At 65.8% G+C, this 22394-nt stretch carries 25 protein-coding genes; 12 read left to right on the plus strand and 13 right to left on the minus strand.

Going from position 1 to position 22394, the window contains the following annotated elements:
- Positions 1 to 43 precede the first annotated feature (43 nt).
- The gene (gene mutL / locus U1H82_RS03740) at positions 44 to 1831 is read left to right on the plus strand and encodes a DNA mismatch repair endonuclease MutL (protein ID WP_322963568.1); all 1788 of its coding nucleotides are present in this window, start codon (positions 44 to 46) and stop codon (positions 1829 to 1831) included.
- A 75-nt stretch (positions 1832 to 1906) separates the two neighbouring features.
- Positions 1907 to 2464: a hypothetical protein gene (locus U1H82_RS03745; RefSeq protein ID WP_322963569.1), complete on the plus strand. Its 558-nt coding sequence runs from the start codon at positions 1907 to 1909 to the stop codon at positions 2462 to 2464.
- Positions 2465 to 2635: 171 nt separating this feature from the next.
- Here the strand turns inward: U1H82_RS03745 and U1H82_RS03750 are convergent, their stop codons facing one another.
- From U1H82_RS03750 to rpsF, 4 genes are read right to left on the minus strand one after another with little or no spacing between them, the layout of a single operon-like run.
- On the minus strand, positions 2636 to 2794 hold the full coding sequence (locus U1H82_RS03750) for a hypothetical protein (RefSeq protein ID WP_322963570.1): 159 nt from the start codon (positions 2792 to 2794) through the stop codon (positions 2636 to 2638).
- A gap of 47 nt (positions 2795 to 2841) precedes the next feature.
- The gene (gene rplI, locus U1H82_RS03755) at positions 2842 to 3435 is read right to left on the minus strand and encodes a 50S ribosomal protein L9 (protein WP_322963571.1); all 594 of its coding nucleotides are present in this window, start codon (positions 3433 to 3435) and stop codon (positions 2842 to 2844) included.
- Between the two features lie 12 nt (positions 3436 to 3447).
- Positions 3448 to 3672, minus strand: a complete 225-nt coding sequence (rpsR, locus tag U1H82_RS03760; protein ID WP_007403456.1) for a 30S ribosomal protein S18 — start codon at positions 3670 to 3672, stop codon at positions 3448 to 3450.
- Positions 3672 to 4082, minus strand: coding sequence for a 30S ribosomal protein S6 (gene rpsF / locus U1H82_RS03765; RefSeq protein ID WP_037567458.1), 411 nt, complete (start codon positions 4080 to 4082; stop codon positions 3672 to 3674). Before rpsF ends, rpsR begins: the two co-directional genes overlap by 1 nt.
- 257 nt (positions 4083 to 4339) lie before the next feature.
- Here rpsF and fabD point away from each other — a divergent pair, with 257 nt between their 5' ends.
- From fabD to mltG, 6 genes are all read left to right on the plus strand, one after another.
- A complete protein-coding gene (gene fabD / locus U1H82_RS03770) occupies positions 4340 to 5299 on the plus strand; it encodes an ACP S-malonyltransferase (protein WP_322963572.1) in 960 nt (319 codons plus the stop codon).
- Positions 5300 to 5345: 46 nt separating this feature from the next.
- A complete protein-coding gene (locus tag U1H82_RS03775) occupies positions 5346 to 5768 on the plus strand; it encodes a GxxExxY protein (protein ID WP_322963573.1) in 423 nt (140 codons plus the stop codon).
- A 12-nt stretch (positions 5769 to 5780) separates the two neighbouring features.
- Positions 5781 to 6521, plus strand: coding sequence for a 3-oxoacyl-[acyl-carrier-protein] reductase (gene fabG / locus U1H82_RS03780; protein WP_322963575.1), 741 nt, complete (start codon positions 5781 to 5783; stop codon positions 6519 to 6521).
- A 285-nt stretch (positions 6522 to 6806) separates the two neighbouring features.
- Positions 6807 to 7043: an acyl carrier protein gene (locus U1H82_RS03785; protein WP_007403554.1), complete on the plus strand. Its 237-nt coding sequence runs from the start codon at positions 6807 to 6809 to the stop codon at positions 7041 to 7043.
- Positions 7044 to 7165: 122 nt separating this feature from the next.
- Complete coding sequence (fabF, locus tag U1H82_RS03790; RefSeq protein WP_322963576.1) at positions 7166 to 8422, plus strand: beta-ketoacyl-ACP synthase II; 1257 nt, start codon at positions 7166 to 7168, stop codon at positions 8420 to 8422.
- A gap of 188 nt (positions 8423 to 8610) precedes the next feature.
- Complete coding sequence (gene mltG, locus U1H82_RS03795; protein WP_322963577.1) at positions 8611 to 9579, plus strand: endolytic transglycosylase MltG; 969 nt, start codon at positions 8611 to 8613, stop codon at positions 9577 to 9579.
- 3 nt (positions 9580 to 9582) lie between these two features.
- Here the strand turns inward: mltG and bla are convergent, their stop codons facing one another.
- Positions 9583 to 10401 carry a subclass B3 metallo-beta-lactamase gene (gene bla / locus U1H82_RS03800; RefSeq protein WP_322963786.1) on the minus strand — a complete coding sequence of 273 codons (819 nt, stop codon included), beginning with the start codon at positions 10399 to 10401 and terminating at the stop codon, positions 9583 to 9585.
- Positions 10402 to 10540: 139 nt separating this feature from the next.
- Here bla and U1H82_RS03805 point away from each other — a divergent pair, with 139 nt between their 5' ends.
- Positions 10541 to 11449 carry a LysR family transcriptional regulator gene (locus U1H82_RS03805; protein WP_322963578.1) on the plus strand — a complete coding sequence of 303 codons (909 nt, stop codon included), beginning with the start codon at positions 10541 to 10543 and terminating at the stop codon, positions 11447 to 11449.
- 80 nt (positions 11450 to 11529) lie between these two features.
- Here U1H82_RS03805 and eda read toward each other — a convergent pair whose 3' ends face one another.
- The 8 genes from eda to U1H82_RS03845 form a co-directional block, all read right to left on the minus strand.
- Complete coding sequence (eda, locus tag U1H82_RS03810; RefSeq protein ID WP_322963579.1) at positions 11530 to 12135, minus strand: bifunctional 4-hydroxy-2-oxoglutarate aldolase/2-dehydro-3-deoxy-phosphogluconate aldolase; 606 nt, start codon at positions 12133 to 12135, stop codon at positions 11530 to 11532.
- Positions 12132 to 13097 (minus strand): glucokinase, encoded by a 966-nt coding sequence (gene glk, locus U1H82_RS03815; RefSeq protein WP_322963580.1) that lies wholly within the window; start codon positions 13095 to 13097, stop codon positions 12132 to 12134. The genes eda and glk overlap by 4 nt, the downstream gene beginning before the upstream one ends.
- A 21-nt stretch (positions 13098 to 13118) precedes the next feature.
- Complete coding sequence (edd, locus tag U1H82_RS03820) at positions 13119 to 14936, minus strand: phosphogluconate dehydratase (protein WP_322963581.1); 1818 nt, start codon at positions 14934 to 14936, stop codon at positions 13119 to 13121.
- Positions 14933 to 15643: a 6-phosphogluconolactonase gene (gene pgl, locus U1H82_RS03825; protein ID WP_322963582.1), complete on the minus strand. Its 711-nt coding sequence runs from the start codon at positions 15641 to 15643 to the stop codon at positions 14933 to 14935. Before pgl ends, edd begins: the two co-directional genes overlap by 4 nt.
- Before the next feature lie 103 nt (positions 15644 to 15746).
- The gene (zwf, locus tag U1H82_RS03830; RefSeq protein ID WP_322963583.1) at positions 15747 to 17210 is read right to left on the minus strand and encodes a glucose-6-phosphate dehydrogenase; all 1464 of its coding nucleotides are present in this window, start codon (positions 17208 to 17210) and stop codon (positions 15747 to 15749) included.
- A gap of 9 nt (positions 17211 to 17219) precedes the next feature.
- A complete protein-coding gene (gene argC / locus U1H82_RS03835) occupies positions 17220 to 18146 on the minus strand; it encodes an N-acetyl-gamma-glutamyl-phosphate reductase (protein ID WP_322963584.1) in 927 nt (308 codons plus the stop codon).
- A complete protein-coding gene (locus U1H82_RS03840; RefSeq protein WP_322963585.1) occupies positions 18143 to 18517 on the minus strand; it encodes an SH3 domain-containing protein in 375 nt (124 codons plus the stop codon). Before U1H82_RS03840 ends, argC begins: the two co-directional genes overlap by 4 nt.
- Complete coding sequence (locus tag U1H82_RS03845; RefSeq protein WP_058732142.1) at positions 18453 to 18773, minus strand: MarR family transcriptional regulator; 321 nt, start codon at positions 18771 to 18773, stop codon at positions 18453 to 18455. Before U1H82_RS03845 ends, U1H82_RS03840 begins: the two co-directional genes overlap by 65 nt.
- Before the next feature lie 372 nt (positions 18774 to 19145).
- On the opposite strand from U1H82_RS03845, the gene secG reads away from it, so the two are divergent.
- From secG to U1H82_RS03860, 3 genes are all read left to right on the plus strand, one after another.
- Positions 19146 to 19517, plus strand: coding sequence for a preprotein translocase subunit SecG (gene secG / locus U1H82_RS03850; protein WP_322963586.1), 372 nt, complete (start codon positions 19146 to 19148; stop codon positions 19515 to 19517).
- Positions 19518 to 19623: 106 nt separating this feature from the next.
- Positions 19624 to 21273 carry a CTP synthase gene (gene pyrG, locus U1H82_RS03855; protein WP_322963587.1) on the plus strand — a complete coding sequence of 550 codons (1650 nt, stop codon included), beginning with the start codon at positions 19624 to 19626 and terminating at the stop codon, positions 21271 to 21273.
- 190 nt (positions 21274 to 21463) lie between these two features.
- Positions 21464 to 22273 (plus strand): glycosyltransferase family 2 protein, encoded by an 810-nt coding sequence (locus U1H82_RS03860; protein ID WP_322963588.1) that lies wholly within the window; start codon positions 21464 to 21466, stop codon positions 22271 to 22273.
- Positions 22274 to 22394: the final 121 nt, after the last annotated feature.

Genomic DNA, 22394 nt, shown 5'->3' on the forward strand with positions numbered 1-22394 from the left:
TGCGGGGTCGCGGGATGCCGTCGCTTGGGCTAGGGTTTGCCGCATGTCAATACGGCGTCTGCCTCCCCATCTCGTCAATCGTATCGCGGCCGGTGAAGTGGTGGAAAGGCCCGCCAGTGCGTTGAAGGAATTGGTCGAAAATTCGATCGATGCGGGCGCGACCCGGATCGCGGTCGCGCTGGGCCAGGGCGGGGTCGGCCGGATCGAGGTGGCCGATGACGGATGCGGCATGTCGGCCGAGGACATGGCGCTGGCGCTGGAGCGGCACTGCACCTCTAAATTGCCAGACGAGGCGATCGAATCGGTCGTAACCCTCGGATTTCGGGGCGAAGCGCTACCCTCGATCGCCAGTGTCGCGCGGGTGACGATCGAAAGCCGTCCACCAGGCCGCGATGGCTGGAGCCGCGTCGTCGACAATGGCGAGGTGCTGCGCGACGGCCCCGCCGCCGTCCCGTCGGGCACCCGGATCGTGGTGGAGGACCTGTTCGCGCGGGTGCCCGCCCGGCGCAAATTTCTGCGTTCGCCACGTTCCGAATATGCCGCCTGTCTCGACATGGTGCGCAGGCTGGCGATGGCGCGGCCCGATATCGCCTTTACCCTGGAGCATGACGGGCGGCGCGTACTGACCGTACCGGGCGGCGAGGAGCGGCCGGGTCGTGTCGCCGGGCTGACCGACCGGGCGCTGGCCGAGAATTCGGTCGCGATCGACTGGGTGCGCGACACGGTGTCGCTGGGCGGTGTGGCGGGATTGCCCACCTTCAACCGGGGTATCGCCGATCACCAATATCTGTTCGTCAACGGACGGCCTGTGCGTGACCGCCTGCTGATGGGCGCGATTCGAGGGGCTTATGCCGAGATGTTGCCACGCGATCGTCATGCGGTCGTGGCGTTGTTCCTCGACATGCCGCCGTCTGAAGTCGATGTGAACGTCCACCCCGCCAAGACCGAGGTGCGCTTCCGCGACCCGGCGCTGATCCGGGGCATGATCGTGTCGGGCCTGCGCCGGGCACTCGACGAAGCGGGACATCGCAGCGTTCAGCGCCCGCCCGACTCGGCACTGGCCATGTGGCAGACCGAAAACGTCGCGCCCGTGGCTGCGCCGCCGCTGCCTGCCGATGACTGGTCCGCCGCAGCGCCCGAAAGCCGGGTCATGGAGCGTCAGTCGCTGTTCGCGCCGCGTCCCGGCTTCACCGCCCCGCCGCCACTCGCCCGCGCCGAAGCGGCGTTCGCGCCGCCGCCAGAGGTTCGTCAGTTTCCCATGGGCGTCGCGCGCGGACAGGTCGCCAAGACCTATATCGTCGCCGAGGCCGAGGACGGGCTGGTCCTGGTCGACCAGCACGCCGCCCACGAACGGCTGGTGCTGGAGCGGATGCGCGCCGCACTGACCGGCGGCCGGATCGCGTCGCAGGCGATGCTGATTCCCGAAGTCGTCGAACTGGACGAACCCGCCTGCGACCGTCTGGAGGCGCGCGCGGAGGAACTGGCCGAGTTCGGCCTCGACCTCGAACGCTTCGGCCCGACCGCGATGCTGGTCCGCGCGACGCCCGCGCTCTTGGGGCAGAGCGATCCCAAGGGATTGGTCGCCGACCTCGCCGACGAACTGGCGGCGTTCGACCAGGCGCTGTCCTTGCGCGAACGGCTCGACCACGTCGCGGCGACCATGGCCTGCCACGGTTCGGTTCGTGCAGGCCGCATCCTGTCGGTCGCCGAGATGAACGCGCTGCTCCGCGAAATGGAGGTCACGCCGCATTCCGGCCAGTGCAATCATGGTCGCCCGACCTGGGTAAAGTTGCAGCACGGCGATATCGAGAAGCTGTTCGGACGGAAGTGAGGGGGCTCCAACCCCCTTCGCGCCTGGCTTTGACGCCGCTAGGCTGCCGCCCTTCAGCTGGCGGTAAAGGCGATCATGCAACAGGCTCCTATCGTCACCCTCATTCTTGGCCTTGTCACCGCGATCATCACCGCCGTCACGCTGATCGCGACCAAGGAAAACAAGATCAGCGAATTTCGTCAGTCCTGGATCGATGGCCAGCGCGCCGATCTGGCGGCAGCGATTGCGGCGGCACAGGGCTTTTGCGGGACGCTGGAGGCTGAAGGGCGCGGGCGGTGGCTGGCGGAGTTCCATGCGGCACGGACGCGGATCGCCTTGCGGGAGCGGCCGGGCGGCGAGGAGTGGCGCGAAGTACTGGCTGCGCTCGATCGGATCGGAGCGATGCTCGCTGCGCGCCGGATCGACCGGGCGGTGCTGGGTGAAGCGACGGCGGTGATCGAGAGCGCAGCTCGGGTGCCGTTGAAGCGGCACTGGGAACGGGTGAAGGCGGGCGAGCGGGGTTTCCGAATCTTCAAGGCGGTGTTCCAAGCCTGTCTGGGATTTCTGGCCGCGGTTGGCGTTTTCCTGGCCTTCACCACCTCACGAACGGTTCCGCCGACCAATGTACCACCAGCCGCAGCGCAGAAGCGTTAAAAAGTCACCTGATAGGGCAAATTCTGTCTAACCCACGATAGTCTGCCTCTTGTGGCCACGGTGAACCGAGCCCATAGGGCGATGAGTTGAGATTTTTCTCGTTCCGGCGTTCACCGTAACGAAACTTTTGCACTTGGCCGTGTATTAATCGGCTATTGGACAGGTAGGCAGTCAGATCATGAAGCACATCATGCCGATCATCTTCGCGCTCATCCCGCTGGCCGCCGTCGTCGGCGCCTGCGTCGCCTGTCCGTAAAGCGGTTTCGCGTGGCCGCCGGGTCGCGCACCATGTTGCCGTCCCCAAGACGCAAAAAAGGGCCGCCCGGTCATGCCGGACGGCCCTTCTTTTATCGGCGGACAAGCCGAAGCGTCGGGGATTAGCCCTGCGCTTCTTCCTGTTCCGGCTGAACCTCGGCGGTGGCGCCGGGCTCTGCGTTGGGATCGTAATCCTCGGTGAAGCCGGCTTCGTCACGCTCGAACATCGAGGCCATGACGTCGACGCCCTGCGCCTGCATCTCGGCTTCTTCCGGCGAGCGGGCGACGTTGACCTTGACGGTCACGGCTACTTCCGGGTGAAGCGCGACACGCACGTCGTACAGGCCGATCGCCTTGATCGGACGGTCGAGCACGATCTGGCTCTTGTTGACCTTGTGCCCATCGGCGATCAGCGCCTCGACCAGGTCACGCACTGCGACCGAGCCGTACAGCTGGCCGACGTTCGACGCCTGACGGATCAGGGTGACGGTGGCGTTCTCGAAGGTCTTCGACTCGACCTCGGCCTCGGCGCGACGGTTCGCGTTCTCGGCTTCGATGCGGGCGCGGTTGGCCTCGAACACCTTCTTGTTGGCTTCGTTGGCGCGCAGCGCCTTCTTGCGCGGCAGCAGGAAGTTACGGGCATAGCCGTCCTTCACCGAAACCACGTCGCCGATGGCGCCGAGCTTCTCGACGCGCTCAAGCAGAATAACGTTCATCTGTAAGACCCCTTACTTCACGACGTAGGGCAGGAGGCCCAGATGGCGGGCGCGCTTGATCGCCTGAGCCAGCTCGCGCTGCTTCTTGGCCGACACGCTGGTGATGCGCGAGGGCACGATCTTGCCGCGCTCGGACACGAAGCCCTGCAGCAGACGGACGTCCTTATAGTCGATCCGGGGCGCGTCCTTCGCGGAGAAGGGGCAGCTCTTGCGGCGACGGAAAAACGGGCGGGCCATTATGCGGCTTCCTCTTCACGATCACGACGGGGGCGGTCAGCGCGGTCGGGGCGTTCGCCACGATCGGCACGACGCTCGCGGTCGCGCTCCTGCTTGCGCATCATCACCGACGGACCTTCTTCATGGCCGTCAACCTTGACGGTCATGTAGCGGATCACGTCTTCGTTGATCTGGGTCTGGCGCTCCAGCTCGGCGACGACACCCGCGGGGGCGTCGATTTCGAGCATGACGTAATGCGCCTTGCGGTTCTTGGCGATCTTGTACGCCAGCGAACGCAGGCCCCAGGTCTCGGTCTTCACGACCTTGCCCTGATTGTCCTCGACGATCTTCGTGGCGGCTTCCGCCAGCGCGTCCACCTGCGCCTGTGCCAGATCCTGGCGCGCAAGGAACACGTGCTCGTAAAGAGCCATGCAGCTTACCTTATGTTGGCCGATCGCTGACGCCCACCCCATGTGGGACGCCCCTCCGGCTGTCTTCCATACTTCAATACCGTCACGCCAAAATGGCATGAGGGCGGGTGAAGCAGGTGCTTCCCGCCCAATGGTGCGCTGGCTCATAGCGATCTGGCGGCAAAAGGCAAGCGGGGAAGGGGGCGCGGACTTGCCAGCGGCGGGCGACCTTTCTACCGCGCGGACCATCCTATTACGCTTTGATGGCAGAACGACATATGCGTGCATTCATCTTTCCGGGCCAGGGCAGCCAGGCCGTCGGCATGGGCAAGGCGCTGGCCGAGGCGAGTCCGGTCGCCCGCGAGGTGTTCCAGGAGGTCGACGAGGCGCTGGGCCAGCATCTCTATCGCCTGATGACGGAGGGCCCCGCCGACGAGCTGACCCTGACCCAGAATGCCCAGCCCGCGATCATGGCGAATGCCATCGCGACGCTGCGGGTGCTGGAGAAGGAAGGCGGCGTCCGTCTTTCGGAAAAGGCCGATTTCGTCGCGGGCCACTCACTGGGCGAATATACGGCGCTGTGTGCTGCGGATGCGATCGACCTTACCACGACGGCGCACCTGCTGAAACTGCGTGGCCTGGCAATGCAGGCGGCGGTGCCGGTGGGCGAGGGGGCGATGGCCGCCCTGCTCGGCGCGGACTTGGAAAAGGCCAAGACCATCGCTGGCGCGGCGGTCGATGCGATCCTGGCCGAGGGCGGCAAGGATCTGGTCTGCACGGTCGCCAATGACAACGACCCGAGCCAGGTCGTGATCTCGGGCCACCGTGCGGCGATCGAGAAGGCGGTCGCGCTGGCCAAGGATCTGGGCGCCAAGCGTGCCGTCCTGCTGCCGGTGTCCGCCCCCTTCCACTGCCCGCTGATGCAGCCCGCCGCTGATGCGATGGACGCCGCGCTGGCCGAGGCGACGATCCGCGCGCCGCTGGTCCCGGTCTATGCCAATGTCGAGGCGGCGCCGGTTGCCGATCCCGACGCGATCCGCGCGCTGCTGGTGGCGCAGGTGACCGGTATGGTCCGCTGGCGCGAATCGGTGCTGGCGATGCAGGATGCGGGGGTGACGCAGTTCGTCGAGTTCGGTGGCAAGGTGCTCGGCCCGATGGTCAAGCGCATCGCACCGGACGCGGATGCGCTCAGCGTCGTGACCATGGACGATATCGAAGGGCTTCTCGCCAAGCTCTGATTTTGCGCGCAGAGGCGCGGAGGACGCAGAGGGGGGAGTCGGGGCCATGCGGGACATTGATCTCGTTAGTGGGGATGTGGTCGATGTCGCCTTGCGGTTGCATCGCGAGCTTGGCCCCGGTCTCCTTGAAAGCGTCTATGAGATTGTCTTGGCCGCCCGATTGGCGGCCATGGGCTACTCTGTCGCGCGTCAGCGCAGCATCGATATTGAGTTTGAAGGCGTGCGGATCGAAGGGGCTTTCAAGATTGACCTATTGGTCGATGAGCGGCTTGTGGTGGAAATCAAATCGGTGGAGCGACTGGCTCCTGTTCACGCCAAACAACTTCTGACGTATCTTCGTCTTACCGGGCAACCTGTTGGGCTGCTGATCAACTTCGGAGGGGAGACGCTGCGCGAGGGCATACGTCGCCTCGTCAACAACCACACCCCCTCTGCGTCCTCCGCGCCTCTGCGCGAACAAAAATTCTAGGGAGTTTCTCAAATGTTCGACCTGACAGGAATGACCGCCCTCGTAACTGGCGCATCGGGTGGCCTCGGCTCGGCGGTGGCGAAGGCGCTGGCGGGGCAGGGGGCCAAGCTGGCGCTGTCCGGCTCCAATATCGACAAGCTGGAGGCGTTTCGCGCGGAACTCGGCGGCGATCATGTCGCCGTGCCGTGCAACCTGTCCGATCCTGCCGCCGTCGATGCGCTGATCCCGCAGGCGGTCGAGGCGCTGGGTGGCAAGCTCGACATCCTGGTCAACAATGCGGGCGTCACCCGCGACAACCTGACCATGCGGATGAAGGACGAGGAGTGGGATCAGGTCATCAGCGTGAACCTGGAGGCGACCTTCCGCCTGATCCGCGCCGCTGCCAAGCCGATGATGAAGGCGCGCTTCGGGCGCATCATCTCGATCACCTCGATCGTCGGCGCAACCGGCAATCCGGGCCAGGCCAATTATGCCGCGTCCAAGGCGGGCATCGTCGGCATGTCGAAGGCGGTGGCGCAGGAGCTGGCCAGCCGCAACGTCACCGTCAATTGCGTCGCCCCCGGCTTCATGCGCTCGGCGATGACCGACGTTCTCCCCGAGGCGCAGAAGGCCGCGCTGCTCGGCAAGATTCCGGCGGGCGATCTGGGCCGTGGCGAGGATATCGGCGCCGCCGTCGTCTATCTGGCGTCCAAGGAAGCGGGCTATGTCACCGGCCAGACGCTGCACGTCAACGGCGGCATGGCGATGCTCTAAGACTGTTTGAAAACGTGCTGAGGGCACGTTTTTCGGCACCGGCCCACTCCCCCACCCGGCCTCCCATCCAGGATACTCTGTGGGAGGCCGGGTGGGGGAGCGGGCCGGTGCCGTCCGAAACTCGCTTTTAGCGAGTTTCCAAACGGGCTCTAAGCCCGCAAAAACGGCACGAATGATCCGATCCTAGAGCAAGTCCGTCGCTGGACGGGCTTGCCAGACTAGGGCGCGCGTTCTACGTGCGTTCAGGAAGTATCAACCCCCGATGAATTACGAGAAGGGATTACCATGAGCGAGACCGCCGACCGCGTGAAGAAGATCGTCGTCGAGCATCTCGGCGTCGAAGCCGACAAGGTGACCGAGGACGCGAGCTTCATCGACGACCTCGGTGCCGACAGCCTCGACATCGTCGAGCTCGTCATGGCGTTCGAGGAAGAGTTCGGTGTCGAAATCCCGGACGATGCCGCCGAGAAGATCACGACCGTCAAGGACGCGATCACGTATATCGACGAGAACAAGGCCTAATTCCGGGGCCACTCGGCGCGTGTGACCCACGCGCCGAACAGGTCGCGAGACCAGGTTGCAAGCGGCTCCCCGACCCCGACATAGCGGGCGGGGAGCCGTTTTCGTGTGAGATGGAGTAGAATATGCGGCGCGTTGTCGTAACTGGTCTGGGTCTTGTCACGCCGCTGGGCGCGGATGTGGAAACCGCCTGGGCCAATCTGATCGCCGGCAAGTCCGGCGCCGGTCCGATCACGCGGTTCGATACTACGGGGCAGAAATGCACCATCGCGTGCGAGGTGAAGCCCAAGGATCACGAATATGGCTTCGATCCTGACAAGCGCGTCGACCACAAGGTTCAGCGTCAGGTCGATCCCTTCATCGTCTACGGCATCGACGCCGCCGGACAGGCGCTGGAAGACGCCGGTCTCACCGAGATGGACGAAGAGATGCGGCTTCGCGCGGGCGTGTCGATCGGCTCGGGCATCGGCGGTCTGCCGGGCATTGAGATCGAATCGGTCAACCTGCATGAGCGCGGCCCCGGCCGGGTCAGCCCGCACTTCGTCCATGGTCGCCTGATCAACCTGATCTCGGGTCAGGTCAGCATCAAATACGGCCTGATGGGCCCGAACCATGCGGTCGTCACCGCCTGCTCGACCGGCGCGCATTCGATCGGCGATGCGGCGCGCATGATCCGCGACGACGATGCCGACATCATGCTGGCGGGCGGTGCGGAAAGCACGATCAATCCGCTGGGCGTGGCGGGCTTTGCCCAGGCACGCGCGCTCAACATGAGCATGAACGATCGCCCCACCGAGGCGAGCCGCCCTTACGATAAGGGCCGCGACGGTTTCGTGATGGGTGAGGGCGCGGGCGTCGTCGTGCTCGAGGAATATGAGCACGCCAAGGCGCGCGGCGCGAAAATCTATGCCGAAGTGGTCGGCTATGGCCTGTCGGGCGACGCCTATCACGTCACCGCGCCGCATCCCGAGGGCAAGGGCGCCGAGAATGCGATGCGCATGGCGCTGCGCAAGGCGGGCATGGAGCCGTCGGACATCGATTACATCAACGCGCATGGCACCTCGACCATGGCCGATACGATCGAGCTGGCCGCCGCCAAGCGCGTGTTCGGCGACGACCTGTCGGGTGCGTCCATGTCGAGCACCAAGTCGGCGATCGGCCATCTTTTGGGCGGGGCAGGCGCGGTCGAGAGCATCTTCTGCATCCTGGCGCTACGCGACCAGATCGTGCCGCCGACGCTGAACCTCGACAATCCCGATGAGGGGACCGAGGGTGTCGACCTGGTCCCGCATATGGCCAAGAAGCGCGAAGTGAAGGCGGTGCTGAACAACTCGTTCGGCTTTGGCGGCACCAACGCCTCGCTGGTGATGAAGGCGATCTAAGGCGCCCCTCCGTGCTTCGCCTTATGCGGGCGAAGGTGGACGCGTGAAAAAGACGGCCCCGGCGACGACCGGGCCCGCTTGCAAAACGGTCAGGCTCACGCCATCGGCCAGACATGCAAGCGGACCCGGATCGTTGCCGGGGTCGTTGTCTGTTCGGGGCTGGTGTCCCCTTCGAAACCGGGTGAGATATGCGCAAGGTCGGCTGTATCGGATTGCTGCTGGGGCTGATCGGCATCGCCGTCTTCGCCTGGGTCGCGCATGACTGGGCGGGCAGCGGTCCGGCCGACAAGCCGCTCGCGGTCGTCGTGCCCGAGGGGGCCAGCCTCGCCCGCGCCGCCAACGAACTGCAAAAGGTGGGCGCGATCCGCTCGGCCGGGCGCTTCCGCCTCTATGCGCGGCTGTTTGGCGAGGGCGGTGCGATCAAGGCGGGCGAATATGCCATCCCCGAACATGCCAGCGCCTCCGACGTCCTGGCGCTGTTGCAGGAGGGCAAGGTGCGCCAGCGGCTGGTGCCGGTGCCGGAGGGTTATCCCTCGGTCCTGGTCCATGACGCGCTGATGCGCGCGGACGGGCTGACCGGCGACGTGGCCGTACCCGCCGAGGGATCGGTCCTGCCCGACAGCTATGCCTATCAGAAGGGCGACACCCGTGCCTCGGTCGTCGCGCGGATGCAAAAGGCAATGAAGGATTATCTCGCCCAGGCCTGGGCCAACCGAAAGCCGGGCATCGCGGTCAAGACACCGCAGGAGGCGATCATCCTCGCCTCGATCGTGGAGAAGGAGACGGCCAAGCCGTCCGAACGGCGGACGGTGGCGGCGGTTTATGGCAACCGTCTGCGCATCGGCATGCCGCTTCAGGCCGACCCGACCGTGATCTACCCGATCACCAAGGGCCGTCCGCTGGGACGCCGCATCCTGCGCTCCGAACTGCATGCCAAGAATGGCTACAACACCTATGCCAGCCCCGGCCTGCCGGTCGGGCCGATCGCCAATCCGGGCCGTGCGTCGATCGACGCGGTGCTGGACCCGGCGGACAGCAAGGCGCTGTATTTCGTCGCGGACGGATCGGGCGGCCATGTCTTTGCCGACACGTTGGCAGAACATAATGCCAATGTGCGCAAATGGTACGCGATCCGTCGCCAGCGCGGGGAGATGTAAGGATCAGCGCCGTTCGCTGCTGATCCGTTGGGCGAGCCGCCGCTGCGACGACAGGGCATAGGCGCGGCAGGCTCCCGGTTTGGTCAGGTAGCGCTCGGTTGCGCCGTCCTGATCGGCATGGGCGGTGATCAGAATGTCGCAGGGCAGGGTGCGCATCGCCGCCTGGCCACGTGCGAAAGCTGCGACCACGGCCTTGTTCGCGGGCGCAGAGAAGCGATAGTCGTCGGTCGATACCGGGTTCAGGCTGGCGGCGAAGACGATCGCCTTGCACCGGGTGCCCTCGCAGGCGCGCCAGCTCCAGCTCATGCTGCCCATCGTATGCCCCGGCGTCGCCCGCGCGGTGATGACGGTATCGCCCAGCGTCAGTCGCTCGCCGTCGTGGATGACCGTCACGGCGCGCACGGGCGGAAAGCGGCTGTCATAGCCACGTTGCGGATCGTCCCCCGCCAGTCGGCCGCTCCGCAGGCCCTCGGCTCCGCGTGCGCTCGCAACGACCGTCGCGCCGGTATCGCGGGCCAGTGCCGCAATTCCGCCCGCATGATCGAAATGCGGTTCTGTGCTGAGAATATATTTGATGTCGTGCGGGCCAAAGCCGAGCTTGGCAACATTGGTGAGGATCGCAGGGGCCGCCTGGGGCAGCGCGCCGTCGATGAGGATCAGGCCTTTGCCGGTATCGATCAGGGCGACGTTCAGGCCACCGAAGCCGACCAGATAGGTCTTGCCGAACACCCGGACGGGCGGCCGGGGCGTCAGCCATTCCGCTGTATGTTCGGTGACGATGGGCCGCGTCAGCGGGTCTATGGTCTGCGGCGTCGCGGGCATGGACGTAAGGGCGATCAGCGAGAGCAGGGTCGGTCTGCCGAGCATGGCGTGTCTCCTCGGGCGTCATGATGCCGACCGCCTTCGGCATCGGCAAAGCATCTTCCCTCGACAGAGCCATGAGCAAAATTCATGATGGGGTATGGACCGCGCCCAATTGCCGCTGAACGCCCTGCGTGCTTTCGAGGCCGCCGCGCGCCATCTGAACTTCACGCGCGCCGCGATCGAACTCTGCGTCAGCCAGGGGGCGGTCAGCCATCAGGTCGCCGCACTGGAGGAGCGTTTGGGGACGCGGCTGTTCCACCGGCTGCCGCGCGGATTGGCGCTGACCGATGACGGACAGGCGCTGGTGCCGGTGCTCGCTGAGATGTTCGACCGGATCGGCGCCACGCTGGACCGGTTCGCCGACGGACGGTTCCAATATTCGCTGGGGTTGGGCGTGGTGGGGACCTTTGCCACCGGCTGGCTGCTGGAGCGGCTTGACGATTTCGCTTTGGCCCATCCGCACATCGATGTCCGGGTGTCGATCAACAACAACCGGGTCGATCTGGCAGGCGAGGGGCTCGATTACGCGATTCGTTTCGGCGACGGGGCGTGGCATGGCACCCATGCCGAGCCGTTGCAGGCCGCTCCGCTGACACCGTTATGCGCGCCAAGGATTGCCGGGCGCTTGGGCCAACCCGAGGATCTGGCGCGGGAGAGGCTGCTGCGCTCCTACCGGGTCAGCGAATGGGAGCGGTGGTTCGAGGCGGCGGGCGTTCCGGCCCCGGCGTTGCGCGGGCCGATGTTCGACAGTTCCGCGCTGATGGTGGGCGCGGCGATGGCGGGGCTCGGCGTGGCGCTGGCCCCACGCGCGATGTTTCTGCGCGAACTGGCGGCGGAGCAACTGGTCCAGCCCTTCGCGCTGGAGATCGATGCCGGGCGTTACTGGTTGACGCACTTGCTGTCGCGGAAGGAAGGGCTGGCGATGCGGGCGTTTCGGCAGTGGTTGCTGACGGCGGTTCGGGAAATTCCTCCCCTGCAAGGGGGGGGTGGCAGGGCGAAGCCCTGACGGAGGGGTGTCACCACGGCGGGGACACCCCTCCACCATCCTTCGGATGGTCCCCCTCCCCTTGCAGGGGAGGAACAGGCTTAACCGCGCAACGCGGCTGCGGCGCGGGCCTTGGCCTCCACATCGGCCATCGATCCGCCCGTGACCCAGCTCCCGCCGACGCATAGCACGCGGTCGAAGGCCAGCCAGCCCGGCGCGCTCGCCTCGGTAATGCCGCCGGTCGGGCAGAAGCGCGCCTGATAGAAGGGCGCGGCAAGCGCCTTGAGCGCCTTCAGGCCGCCGCTGGTCTCGGCGGGGAAGAACTTGAAGTGGGTCAACCCCAGGTCGAGACCACGCATGATGTCGCCCGCATTGGCCACGCCCGGCAGATAGGGAATGCCGCTGTCGATCACCGCCGCACCCAGCCGGTCGGTCAAACCCGGCGAGACGATGAACTCCGCCCCCGCATCGGCGACGTCGCGCAGCTGCTGTTCGTTGACGACGGTCCCTGCGCCGACGATCGCGCCGGGCACCTTCTTCATCTCGGCCATCGCCTCCAGCGCGGCGGGGGTGCGCAGCGTCACCTCCAGCACCTTCAGCCCGCCCGCGACCAGCGCTTCGGCCAGTGGCTTGGCGGTGGCGGCGTCGTCGATGACCAGCACGGGGATGACCGCGCTGGTGCGCATGATGGTGGCGATGTCGGTCATGAATGCTCCTGGGCAAAGGCCGCGGCCGCGCCGAACAGGCCGGGCTGGGGATGGGTGATGAGCTTGACGGGGATGCGCGCCATCAGCGACTGGAACCGGCCCTTGGCGACGAAGCGCTGGTCGAAGCCCGAACGCAACAGCTTGTCCTTGATCCGGTAGCCGAGGCCGCCCGCGATCACGACGGTCTTGGCCCCCTGCGCCAGTGCGAAGTCGCCCGCCACCGCGCCCAGCGCGAGACAGAAACGGTCGAGCGCGGCGAGCGCGATCGAATCGGTGCCCTCCAGCGCCTCGGTCCAGATTTCGCGGTCGTCGCGGCTGGGCACCGCACGGCCTTCCAGCGAGGCGAGCGTCTCATAGATCGCGACGATGCCCGGCCCGGAGCAAATCCGCTCGCACGACACGCGCGTATAGGTGCGGCGCAGGCGCTTCAGGATGGCGTCCTCGATCCCGTCGAGCGGCGCATAGTCCATATGCCCGCCCTCGGTCTCGATGACGTGATAGCGGTTGGGGGTCATCAGCACCTGCGCGACGCCCAGGCCTGTGCCCGGACCACAGACGGTGACGACGCCGTGTTCGGGCATCGGCTCCTCAGGGCCGCAGATATGCAGGAAATCCTCTTCCGGCACCTGCGCGACAGCATGGCCGACCGCGCCGAAATCGTTGATGACCGTATAGACGTCCGCGCCCAGCCGTTCGGGAATCAGCGAGGGCCGGATGACCCAGGGATTGTTGGTCATGCGGATCACGTCGCCGGTGATCGGCGACGCGATGGCGAGCGAGGCGGCCTTGGGCAGCGGGCGGCCCAGATGCGCCTCGAACGCCTGCCACGCCGTCTGGAGCGAGGCGTGCTCGGCGGTCTTCTGCGTGCACGGTTCGCCGAGCTTCACCACACGCCCATTCTCGACCTCGGCGATCGCGAAGCGCGCATGCGTGCCCCCGATGTCGACGGCTACGATTTCCATGATGTCCTCCCCCTTATCGTTTTACAGACCGGCGGCGGCGAGAATGGGCGATGCGCCCTTCTCGGCTTCGTCGGCGGCCTGACGGAACAGTGCGAACAATTCGCGGCCCATGCCCTGAACCGGGGCGGGCGTCTCGACCCGCTGCCGGGCCGCCCATTCGGCCGGATCGACCAGCGCGTCGAGCGTCCCCGCCACCGCGTCGAGCCGCACGATGTCGTCGTCGCGGATCAGGCCGATCGCCCCCCCGCCGATCGCCTCGGGGCTGAGATGGATGGCGCAGGGCACCTTGCCGCTCGCGCCCGACATGCGGCCGTCGGTGACGAGCGCGACCTTGAAGCCCCGGTTCTGGAGCACGCCCAGCGGCGGGGTCAGCTTGTGCAACTCGGGCATCCCGTTCGCCTTAGGGCCTTGGAAGCGGACGACGACCACGACATCGCGCTCCAGCTCGCCCGCCTTGAACGCGGTCTGGACTTCGGATTGGTCGGAGAAGACGCGGGCAGGGGCCTCGATGACCCAGCGCTCGCGCTCCACGGCCGACACCTTGATGCAGGCGCGGCCCAGATTGCCCGACAGGATGCGCATCCCGCCATCGGCCGAGAAGGGCGCGGCGGCGGGGCGCAGGATCGTCTCGTCGCCGCTGTCGCCGACTGGCGTCCACGCCAGCTTGTCCTCCGCGATGACGGCGGTCTGGCCATAGTCGGACAGGTCCTTGCCCGCGACGGTCATGATGTCGCGGTGGAGGAGGCCTGCGGACAGCAGCTCGCGAATGACATAGGGCATGCCGCCCGCCGCCTCGAAGCCGTTCACATCGGCCGAACCATTGGGATAGACCCGCGCGATCAGCGGCACGGCGGCCGACAGGCGGTCCATATCCTCCCAGTCGATGATGATCCCCGCCGCGCGTGCGATGGCGGGCAGGTGGATCAGGTGGTTGGTCGAACCGCCGGTCGCCAGCAGGCCGACCGCCGCGTTGACGATGGCCTTTTCATCGACGCACCGGCCCAGCGGGCGATAGTCGTCGCCGCGCTGCCCGATCGCGGCCAGGCGGTGGACGGCGGCGCGGCTGAGTTCCTGACGCAGCTTGGTGCCCGGATTGACGAAGGCGGCGCCCGGCATGTGCAGGCCCATCACCTCCATCATCATCTGGTTGGTGTTGGCGGTGCCGTAGAAGGTGCAGGTGCCCTTCGAATGATAGGCCGCGATCTCGGCGTCGAGCAGTTCGTCGCGGCCCGCCTTGCCCTCGGCAAAGGCTTCACGGACGGCGGCCTTCTGCTTGTTGGGAAGGCCGGTCGGCATCGGGCCGCCGGGGACCAGGATCATCGGCAGATGACCGAAGCGCAGCGCCCCCATCAGCAGGCCGGGCACGATCTTGTCGCAGATGCCGAGCAGCGCGGCACCCTCGAACGTGCCGTGGGACAGGGCAACTGCGGTCGACAGCGCGATGGTGTCGCGGCTGAACAGCGACAGTTCCATGCCCGCATAGCCTTGCGTCACGCCGTCGCACATGGCGGGCACGCCGCCCGCCACCTGCGCGGTGGCACCCACTTCGCGCGCCCAGACCTTCATCAGTTCGGGGTAGCGATAATAGACGGCGTGCGCCGACAGCATGTCGTTATAGGCCGACACGATGCCGATATTCATGCCGCGATCCGCCTTCATGGCGTCGCGGTCTTCCTCGGTCCCGGCATAGGCATGGGCCAGGTTCGCGCAGCCCAGATTGGGGCGGCGCACCGACGTCTCGGCCTCACGTGCGATCAGGTCGAGATAGGCCTGACGGCCTGGCCGGGAGCGTTCGATGACCCGGTCGGTGACGGCAGAGACGGCGGCGTTCAGGCTCATTGCTCGCTCCAGTGGATATCGATCGGCAGTTCCACGTCCGCAAGCACACGGCCGATCGGATAGGGCGACGAGGCGCCTTCCTTGATCGCGTCTTCAAGGACCTTCTTCTTGGCAGGGCCAGAGATGGCGATCATGATCGACCGCGCCGAGACGATGCCCGCCCGGCTGAGCGTCACGCGCGCCACCGGTGCCTCGGGCGGCAGCGGGTCGGGCATCAGGCCCAGCGCGCGGCGCTCCTTGGGGCCGTTGAGCGCTTCGTCATAATCGGGGCCGGGGAAGATCGAGGCGGTATGCCCGTCCGCACCCATGCCCAGCAGGACGAGATCGAGCGGCCAGTGCAGTTCCTGCATCAGCGCATCGGCCGAACGACCCGCGGCCTTATAGTCCGACGTCGCCTGCGGCACGATCGGCATGACGCGCGCGCCCTTGGGCAGGAAGATCTTGCCGATCATGGTGACGTTGGACAGCGGATCGCCCAGCGGCACGATGCGCTCGTCGGCGGGGACGATGGTCACCCGCTTCCAGTCGAGCTTGGCTGCGCTGAGCTTCTCATAGACCGGGATCGGCGTCTTGCCGCCCGACAGTGCGATCACCGCCGCGCCGCGCGCCTCGATCGCGCTTTCGATGATGAACTGGATGTCGCCCGCCAGCGCATTCGCCATTTCGGTGGTGTCTTCATAATCCCACCATTCGATTTCGTCGGTCATGTCATCCTGTTCCAAAAAGTCGGGGCAAGGCCGGTCCGCCGCGTTGGCCAGCGGACCCGGTCCTTGCCGATAATGCCACACGTCGCGCGACGCGCGGAGGGTGTCAGTCGTCCTGCCAGTGCACCCCGTCGCGCTCGGTCAGCGCGATGGCGGAGGACGGACCCCAACTGCCGCTGGGATAATGTTTGGGCTTGACGTCATTGGCGTCCCAACCGGCGCGGATGGCGTCGATCCAGGTCCATTGCGCCTCCACCTCGTCGCGGCGGACGAACAGTGTCTGGTCGCCCTCGATCAGGTCGAGCAGCAGCCGCTCATAGGCGATGCGGCGACGGGTCCCTGCAAACTCGGCGTCGAGCGACAGGTTCAGCGGCACTTCGCGCAGACGGATGCCGTCGCGGTCGAGGCCCGGCTCCTTCGCCATCACCAGCAGCTGGATATATTCTTCCGGCTGAAGGCGGATGACGAGCGTGTTGGGCTGGAGCAGCCCGCCACGCCCGGCGAACATCGAGTGCGGCACCGGCTTGAACTGGATCGCGATTTCCGAGCGGCGCGCGGCCATGCGCTTGCCGGTGCGCAGGTAGAAGGGCACGCCCTGCCAGCGCCAATTGTCGACATGCGCCTTGATCGCGACGAAGGTCTCGGTCTTGGACGGCTTGCCCAGTTCGTCGGCATAGGAGCCCACGATCTTCCCGCCGACCGCGCCGTCCGCATATTGGCCGGTGACGGTGTTGTGCGGCACCTCTTCGGGCGTCATCAGCCGCAGCGAGCGGAAGACCTTGGCCTTTTCATCGCGGATCGCGGTGCCGTCGTAACGCGCGGGCGGCTCCATCGCGATGAGCGCGAGCAGTTGCAGAATATGGTTCTGCACCATGTCGCGCAGCGCGCCTGCGCCCTCATAATAGCCCGCGCGATCCTCCAGCCCGACCGTCTCGGCGATGGTGATCTGGACATTGTCGATGCCGTGCGCGTTCCAGATCGGCTCGAAGAAGAAGTTGCCGAAGCGCAGCGCCAGGATGTTCTGGACGGTTTCCTTGCCCAGATAATGGTCGATGCGGAAGGTCCGCTCCTCGGGGAAGCCGAACGCCACCGCGTCGTTGATCTCCTTGGACGAGGCGAGGTCGTAGCCGAGCGGCTTTTCCAGGCCGATCCGCACCGTCTCGCCCGCCAGGCCGACCGATTCGAGGCCCTTGATGGTCGATTCGAACAGGCTGGGTGCGGTCGACAGATAGATGGCCAGGCCGTTCGACACGTCGCCGACCTTTTCGGCGAGCGCCGGAAACCCCTCGGTCGTCGAGGCGTCGAGCGACTGATATTGCAGCCGGTCGAGGAAGCTGGCGATGATGCCGCCATCCTTGCGATCGTCGGGCAGGAAGGTGTCGAGCGCATGTTCCGCAAAGGCGCGGAAGCTGGCATCGTCATGATCCGACCGCGCGGTGCCGGTGATCGTCAGGCCTTCGGGCAACAGGCCGTCGGAATGAAGATTGAACAGCGAGGGCAGCAGCATCCGCTGCGACAGATCGCCGGTCGCACCGAACAGCAGCAGCTTGCCAACGGGATTGCGCGTCATGACGTCTCCTTAGAGGACGAGGCCGGAGGTCGGATCGAGCCCGGCCATGATATTCAAATTCTGCACCGCCGCTCCTCCGGCCCCCTTGCCCAGATTGTCGAGCGTGGCGATCAGTCGAGCCTGACCCGTGGCCGCATTGCCGCAGACGCGCAAGGTCATCCGGTCCGAACCGGCATTTTCCTCGATATTCACCGCCGCCACGTCTTCGGGCGCGAAACGCACGATGCGGCTGTCGGCATAGGCCTCTGCCAGCACCTGCGCGATGCTCTCGAGCGAGGGCGTGCCGGGCAGCGCGTAAAGGGGCAGGGGCACCTCGACCACCATGCCGCGATAGGTGTCGACCACGGCGGGCGCGAAGATCGGCGCATGGCGCAGGCCCGAATGACGCTGCATCTCGGGCGCATGCTTGTGCGCGAGGGTGAGGCCGTAGGGGCGGAAGGCGCGCTGGGTCGCGCTTTCATATTCGGCGATCATCGCCTTGCCGCCACCCGAATAGCCCGAGGCGGCGTTGACCGTGACCGGCCAGTCGGCGGGGATCAGCCCGGCGCGGACCAGCGGGCGGACGAGCGCCAGGAAGCCGGTGGGGTAGCAGCCGGGATTGGAGACGAAGCGGGCGGCCGCGATCCGGTCCTGCTGCTGGGGCTCCAGTTCGGCGAGGCCGTACACCCAGCCATCGGCCGTGCGATGCGCGGTCGAGGCGTCGACCACCCGCGTCCGGTCGTTGGCGATCAGCGAGACCGCCTCGCGCGCCGCGTCGTCGGGCAGGCAGAGGATGACGAAATCGGCATCGTTGATCGCCTCGCGCCGTGCATCGGCATCCTTGCGGCGGTCATCGGGCAGCGTCAGGATCGACAGGTCGGGCCGCCCCGCCAGCCGGTCGGCGATCTCCAGCCCGGTGGTTCCCGCGCCGCCATCGATAAAGACCGTCTTCGTCACTGCACCCGCTCCAACAGTTGCGCATCGCAATAACCGACCAGCCCCAGCCTGGGCGCAATGCCCCAGGCATGGCCGCCCGCCAGTTCCAGCACTTCGAACGTCTCGCCCGCACGAAGTTCGGCCAGGACCGCGCTGTCGGTCGGACGTCCTTCGCGCAGGGTCACCGGCGCGTTGGTCCTATAGGGCAGGGGGGCGGCATAATGCGGCGCGAATACGTATTCAGCGAGCCTGACATCGGCCAGATCGGGACGAACCGCATGGGTGCGGGGATCGAGACCGACGGTCCGACCCTGCAGCGCAAAGCTCTTACGCGCTGGCTCGTTGGAGGGCAGGGGCGTCGCCAGCGCCGATGAAATGTCCGAATTCTTCAAGAAAGTCCGCCCCTTCAGGTGTCCTGGCGACAAAGATGTTGCGCTTGTCGCTATCATCGCGTTGGCGGCGCAGATAGCCCAGCGTTCCCAGTCTATTCAAGGCGCGGGTGACGACGGGTTTCGAGACGTTCAAAGCGCGCGCCAGACCGCGAACCGTATGGGGGCCGGGGCGCAGGTAGACGACGAGCAACAAAGCCATTTGCCGGTTGGTCAGATCGGGCTCCCCCGACCGGACATAATCGACAAGGGCGCTCATCCAGGCGAACAGCGACTGCGGGTCGTGTGGATTGGACACGATGGCGATTCCAATGGCTGTGCCGGGCTTTGCCGGGCGTTGTTTCGAAGTCATAACGCCCTTTATCCGTGGTGGTTTCACTCCTGTTCCGATGAGGTGAACAACTTGCGTCAGTGATTCTCATTCCTCCCCGAGCCTGCTCGGGGAGGGGGACCATCGCGTCAGCGATGGTGGAGGGGCGAAACGGACCGGCCATGCCCCTCAACCACGCCCTGTGGGTGCGGTCCTCCTTCCCATCCGGCGATGGGGAGGATCTGGCGAGGTTGATCCCGCCACGCGCCTCGCCTATGTGCGCGGTTTCGCACACCCCTTACTCGGGATCATACGCGCCTCATGTTCGCATTCCTGCTCGTCATCCACGCCATCATCGCCGCGACCCTGGTCACGGTGATCCTCATGCAGCGGTCGGAAGGCGGCGGTCTGGGCATGGGGGGCAGCCCGTCGGGGCTGATGTCGGCGCGCGGCGCGGCGGACTTCCTCAGCCGTGCGACGGCGGTGCTGGCCACGGCGTTCGTCGGCTTCTCGATCCTGCTGGCGGTGATGGCCGCGACGCGCGGCGCGCCCGCGATCGATACCTCGCTCGCCCGCACCCCTGCGACTCAGGCGCCGATCACCCAGCCTGCGCCCGCCCCCGTTCCGACCGGCAATGCCAGCGCTCCGGCGACTCAGCCCGCGGACAATTCGGCGGTCCCGCTCGCCCGCTAATCCGGGCTTTCATCGCAGCTTAGGCCCTCGCGCCGCCGCAAATCGTCGGCGGCGCGCATCTTTGCTGTTGTCGTATCCACCCCATCCAAGCTAGGCGATTCTTCCCATGGCGCGGTATATCTTCATCACCGGCGGCGTGGTCTCGTCGCTCGGCAAAGGCCTCATGGCGGCCTCTCTTGCGGCTCTCTTGCAGGCGCGCGGCTACAGCGTGCGCATCCGCAAGTTCGATCCCTATCTCAACGTCGATCCGGGCACGATGAGCCCGTATCAGCACGGCGAAGTCTATGTGACCGATGACGGGGCGGAGACCGACCTTGACCTCGGGCATTATGAGCGGTTCACCGGCGTTTCCTCGCGCCAGTCGGACAACGTCACCTCGGGCCGGATTTACAAGACGATCATCGAGCGCGAGCGGCGCGGCGACTATCTGGGCGCGACCGTCCAGGTCATCCCGCACGTCACCGACGCGATCAAGGCCTTCGCCAAGGCCGACACGCTCGACGAGAACGGCAAAGAGATCGACTTCATCCTGTGCGAGATCGGCGGCACGGTCGGTGATATCGAATCGCTGCCCTTCATCGAGGCGATCCGTCAGCTCAAGAACGAACTGGGTCGCGGCAAGTCGATCAGCATCCACGTCACACTGGTGCCGTACATCGCGGCGGCGGGCGAGCTGAAGACCAAGCCGACCCAGCATTCGGTGCGCGAGATCGCGGCGCTGGGCGTGGCGCCCGACGTGCTGGTCTGCCGCTGCGAGCATCCGCTGCCCGCCTCGGACCGGGCCAAGATCGGCCTGTTCTGCAACGTGCCGCCCTCTGCTGTCATTCCGGCGCTGGACGCCAAGAGCATCTATGCGGTGCCGCTGCAATATCATGCCGAGGGTCTCGATTCGGAAGTGCTGCGCGCCTTCGGTATCGAGCCGGAGGGCGCACCAGACCTGTCACGCTGGACCGAGATCGTCGACCGTCTGGTCAATCCGGAAGGTGAAGTGACGATCGGCGTGGTCGGCAAATATGTCGGCCTTCAGGACGCTTATAAGTCGCTCAACGAAGCGCTCGTCCATGGCGGCATCGCCAACAAGGTGAAGGTCCATATCCGCTGGATCGACGCCGAACTGTTCGAGGGCGACGAGAGCGAGATCGCGCAGCAGCTCGAACCCTGCCACGCCATCCTCGTCCCCGGCGCGTTCGGCGAGCGCGGCGCGCAAGGCAAGATCGAGGCGGTGCGTTTCGCTCGCGAACGCCGCGTGCCCTATTTCGGCATCTGCTTCGGCATGCAGATGGCGTGCGTCGAGGGCGCGCGGAACCTTGCGGGCATTACGGAGGCCTCCTCGACCGAATTCGGCCCCACCGCCGAACCGATCGTCGGCCTCATCACCGAATGGATGGGCCGCGACGGTCTGGAAAAGCGTGAGGCGAGCGGCGACCTGGGCGGCACGATGCGGCTGGGCGCCTATCAGGCCAAGCTGGCGGGGAACAGCGTCGTCGCTTCCATCTATGGCAGCGAGGACATTTCGGAGCGTCACCGTCACCGTTACGAGGTGAACACCGGCTATAAGGAAGCACTGGAAAAGGGCGGTCTGGTGTTCAGCGGCATGTCGCCGGATGGCACGCTGCCCGAAATCGTTGAGCGGCCCGACCATCCCTGGTTCGTCGGCGTGCAGTTCCACCCGGAACTCAAGTCCAAGCCCTTCGACCCGCACCCCCTCTTCGCCAGCTTCATCGAAGCGGCCGTCAAGCAGAGCCGGTTGGTCTGATTTGAGAGCCCCGCCTCCTGATAAAGGGGGGCGGGGTTTTCTCTGCGAAGCGGAGAATGAGGGCAGCGACGCTTTTATTCTTGTGTGGGCTGTCGACAGTCCCCTAATGAAACAGCCCCCCCATCGGCCCTAATCTGGATCAGTGATCAATTGCCCGCCATAGCCTCGGTTTGGCATATCGGGGGCGATCATGGTCGAACTGTGCGATTATACGGCAGTCATTCGGACGAACAGAGCCGATGAGTTGCTTGGCCGGGTGGTAGCTTTGCTGCGTCGACAAAGCATCCCGCCCAAAGATATCGTCTTCGTGGATTCATCGGGCGACGAGCAAACGCATACAGCGTTACGGGCTATGGGACGTGTTGTGCGATATGCCGGTGAATTCAATTATTCCAAGGCGATAAACCTTGGGATTGGTGCCGTTCGTACGCCACTCTCCTTGATGATCAGCAGTCATACCGTTCCCATGGCTGACGATCTGATCGAGCGGGGGTGGCAAGAAGCGCAGCGCGTCGGGGCCCGGATCATCTATTGGTCTCCGCCACCGCCCAATGCATCGGGCGTCCAGCGCTTCGACATCATTGACTCACGATCCTACACCGGACGAAATGGCCTTTCCAACAGCTTCGGGATGATCGAGACGGCGGAAGCGCTCCGCTATCCGTTCCGCGAGGACGTATTCGCGTCGGAAGATCAGGAATGGGCCAAACGGTATCTCGAGCGCCATCCCACATCCAAGATCGCGGGGGTCATCACCACCGACGTTGCCTATGAGAACCGTGGCGCGGCGGAGAAAGGCGTCTTGCTGGAAAAATATATCCAGCAGGAGTTGGCGCATCTGTTGTTCACCGCGCGCCGATCAGAAATCCCGGTGGAAATCATAGGCAGGATGGCGCGCTCAGTCTTGGCCCTGTCGCGCGGCCGAATGGATAGGGCACGAGGCCATTCCGCCATCCTCTTTCGCTATTTCAAGCACAGGATCGGCTTGGCAAAAAGCTGACCAGTAGCAGCGCCTGCAAACGGGACTTGGCGGAAGCATGGGCCTATCCTCCCATTAAAACATAAGGCGCCCGGACCCATCGGTCCGGACGCCCCGCGACGTCTTCAGGGAGAGAAAGACG

This window comes from Sphingomonas fuzhouensis, from assembly GCF_034659795.1.
Taxonomy (GTDB): Bacteria; Pseudomonadota; Alphaproteobacteria; order Sphingomonadales; family Sphingomonadaceae; genus Sphingomonas; species Sphingomonas fuzhouensis.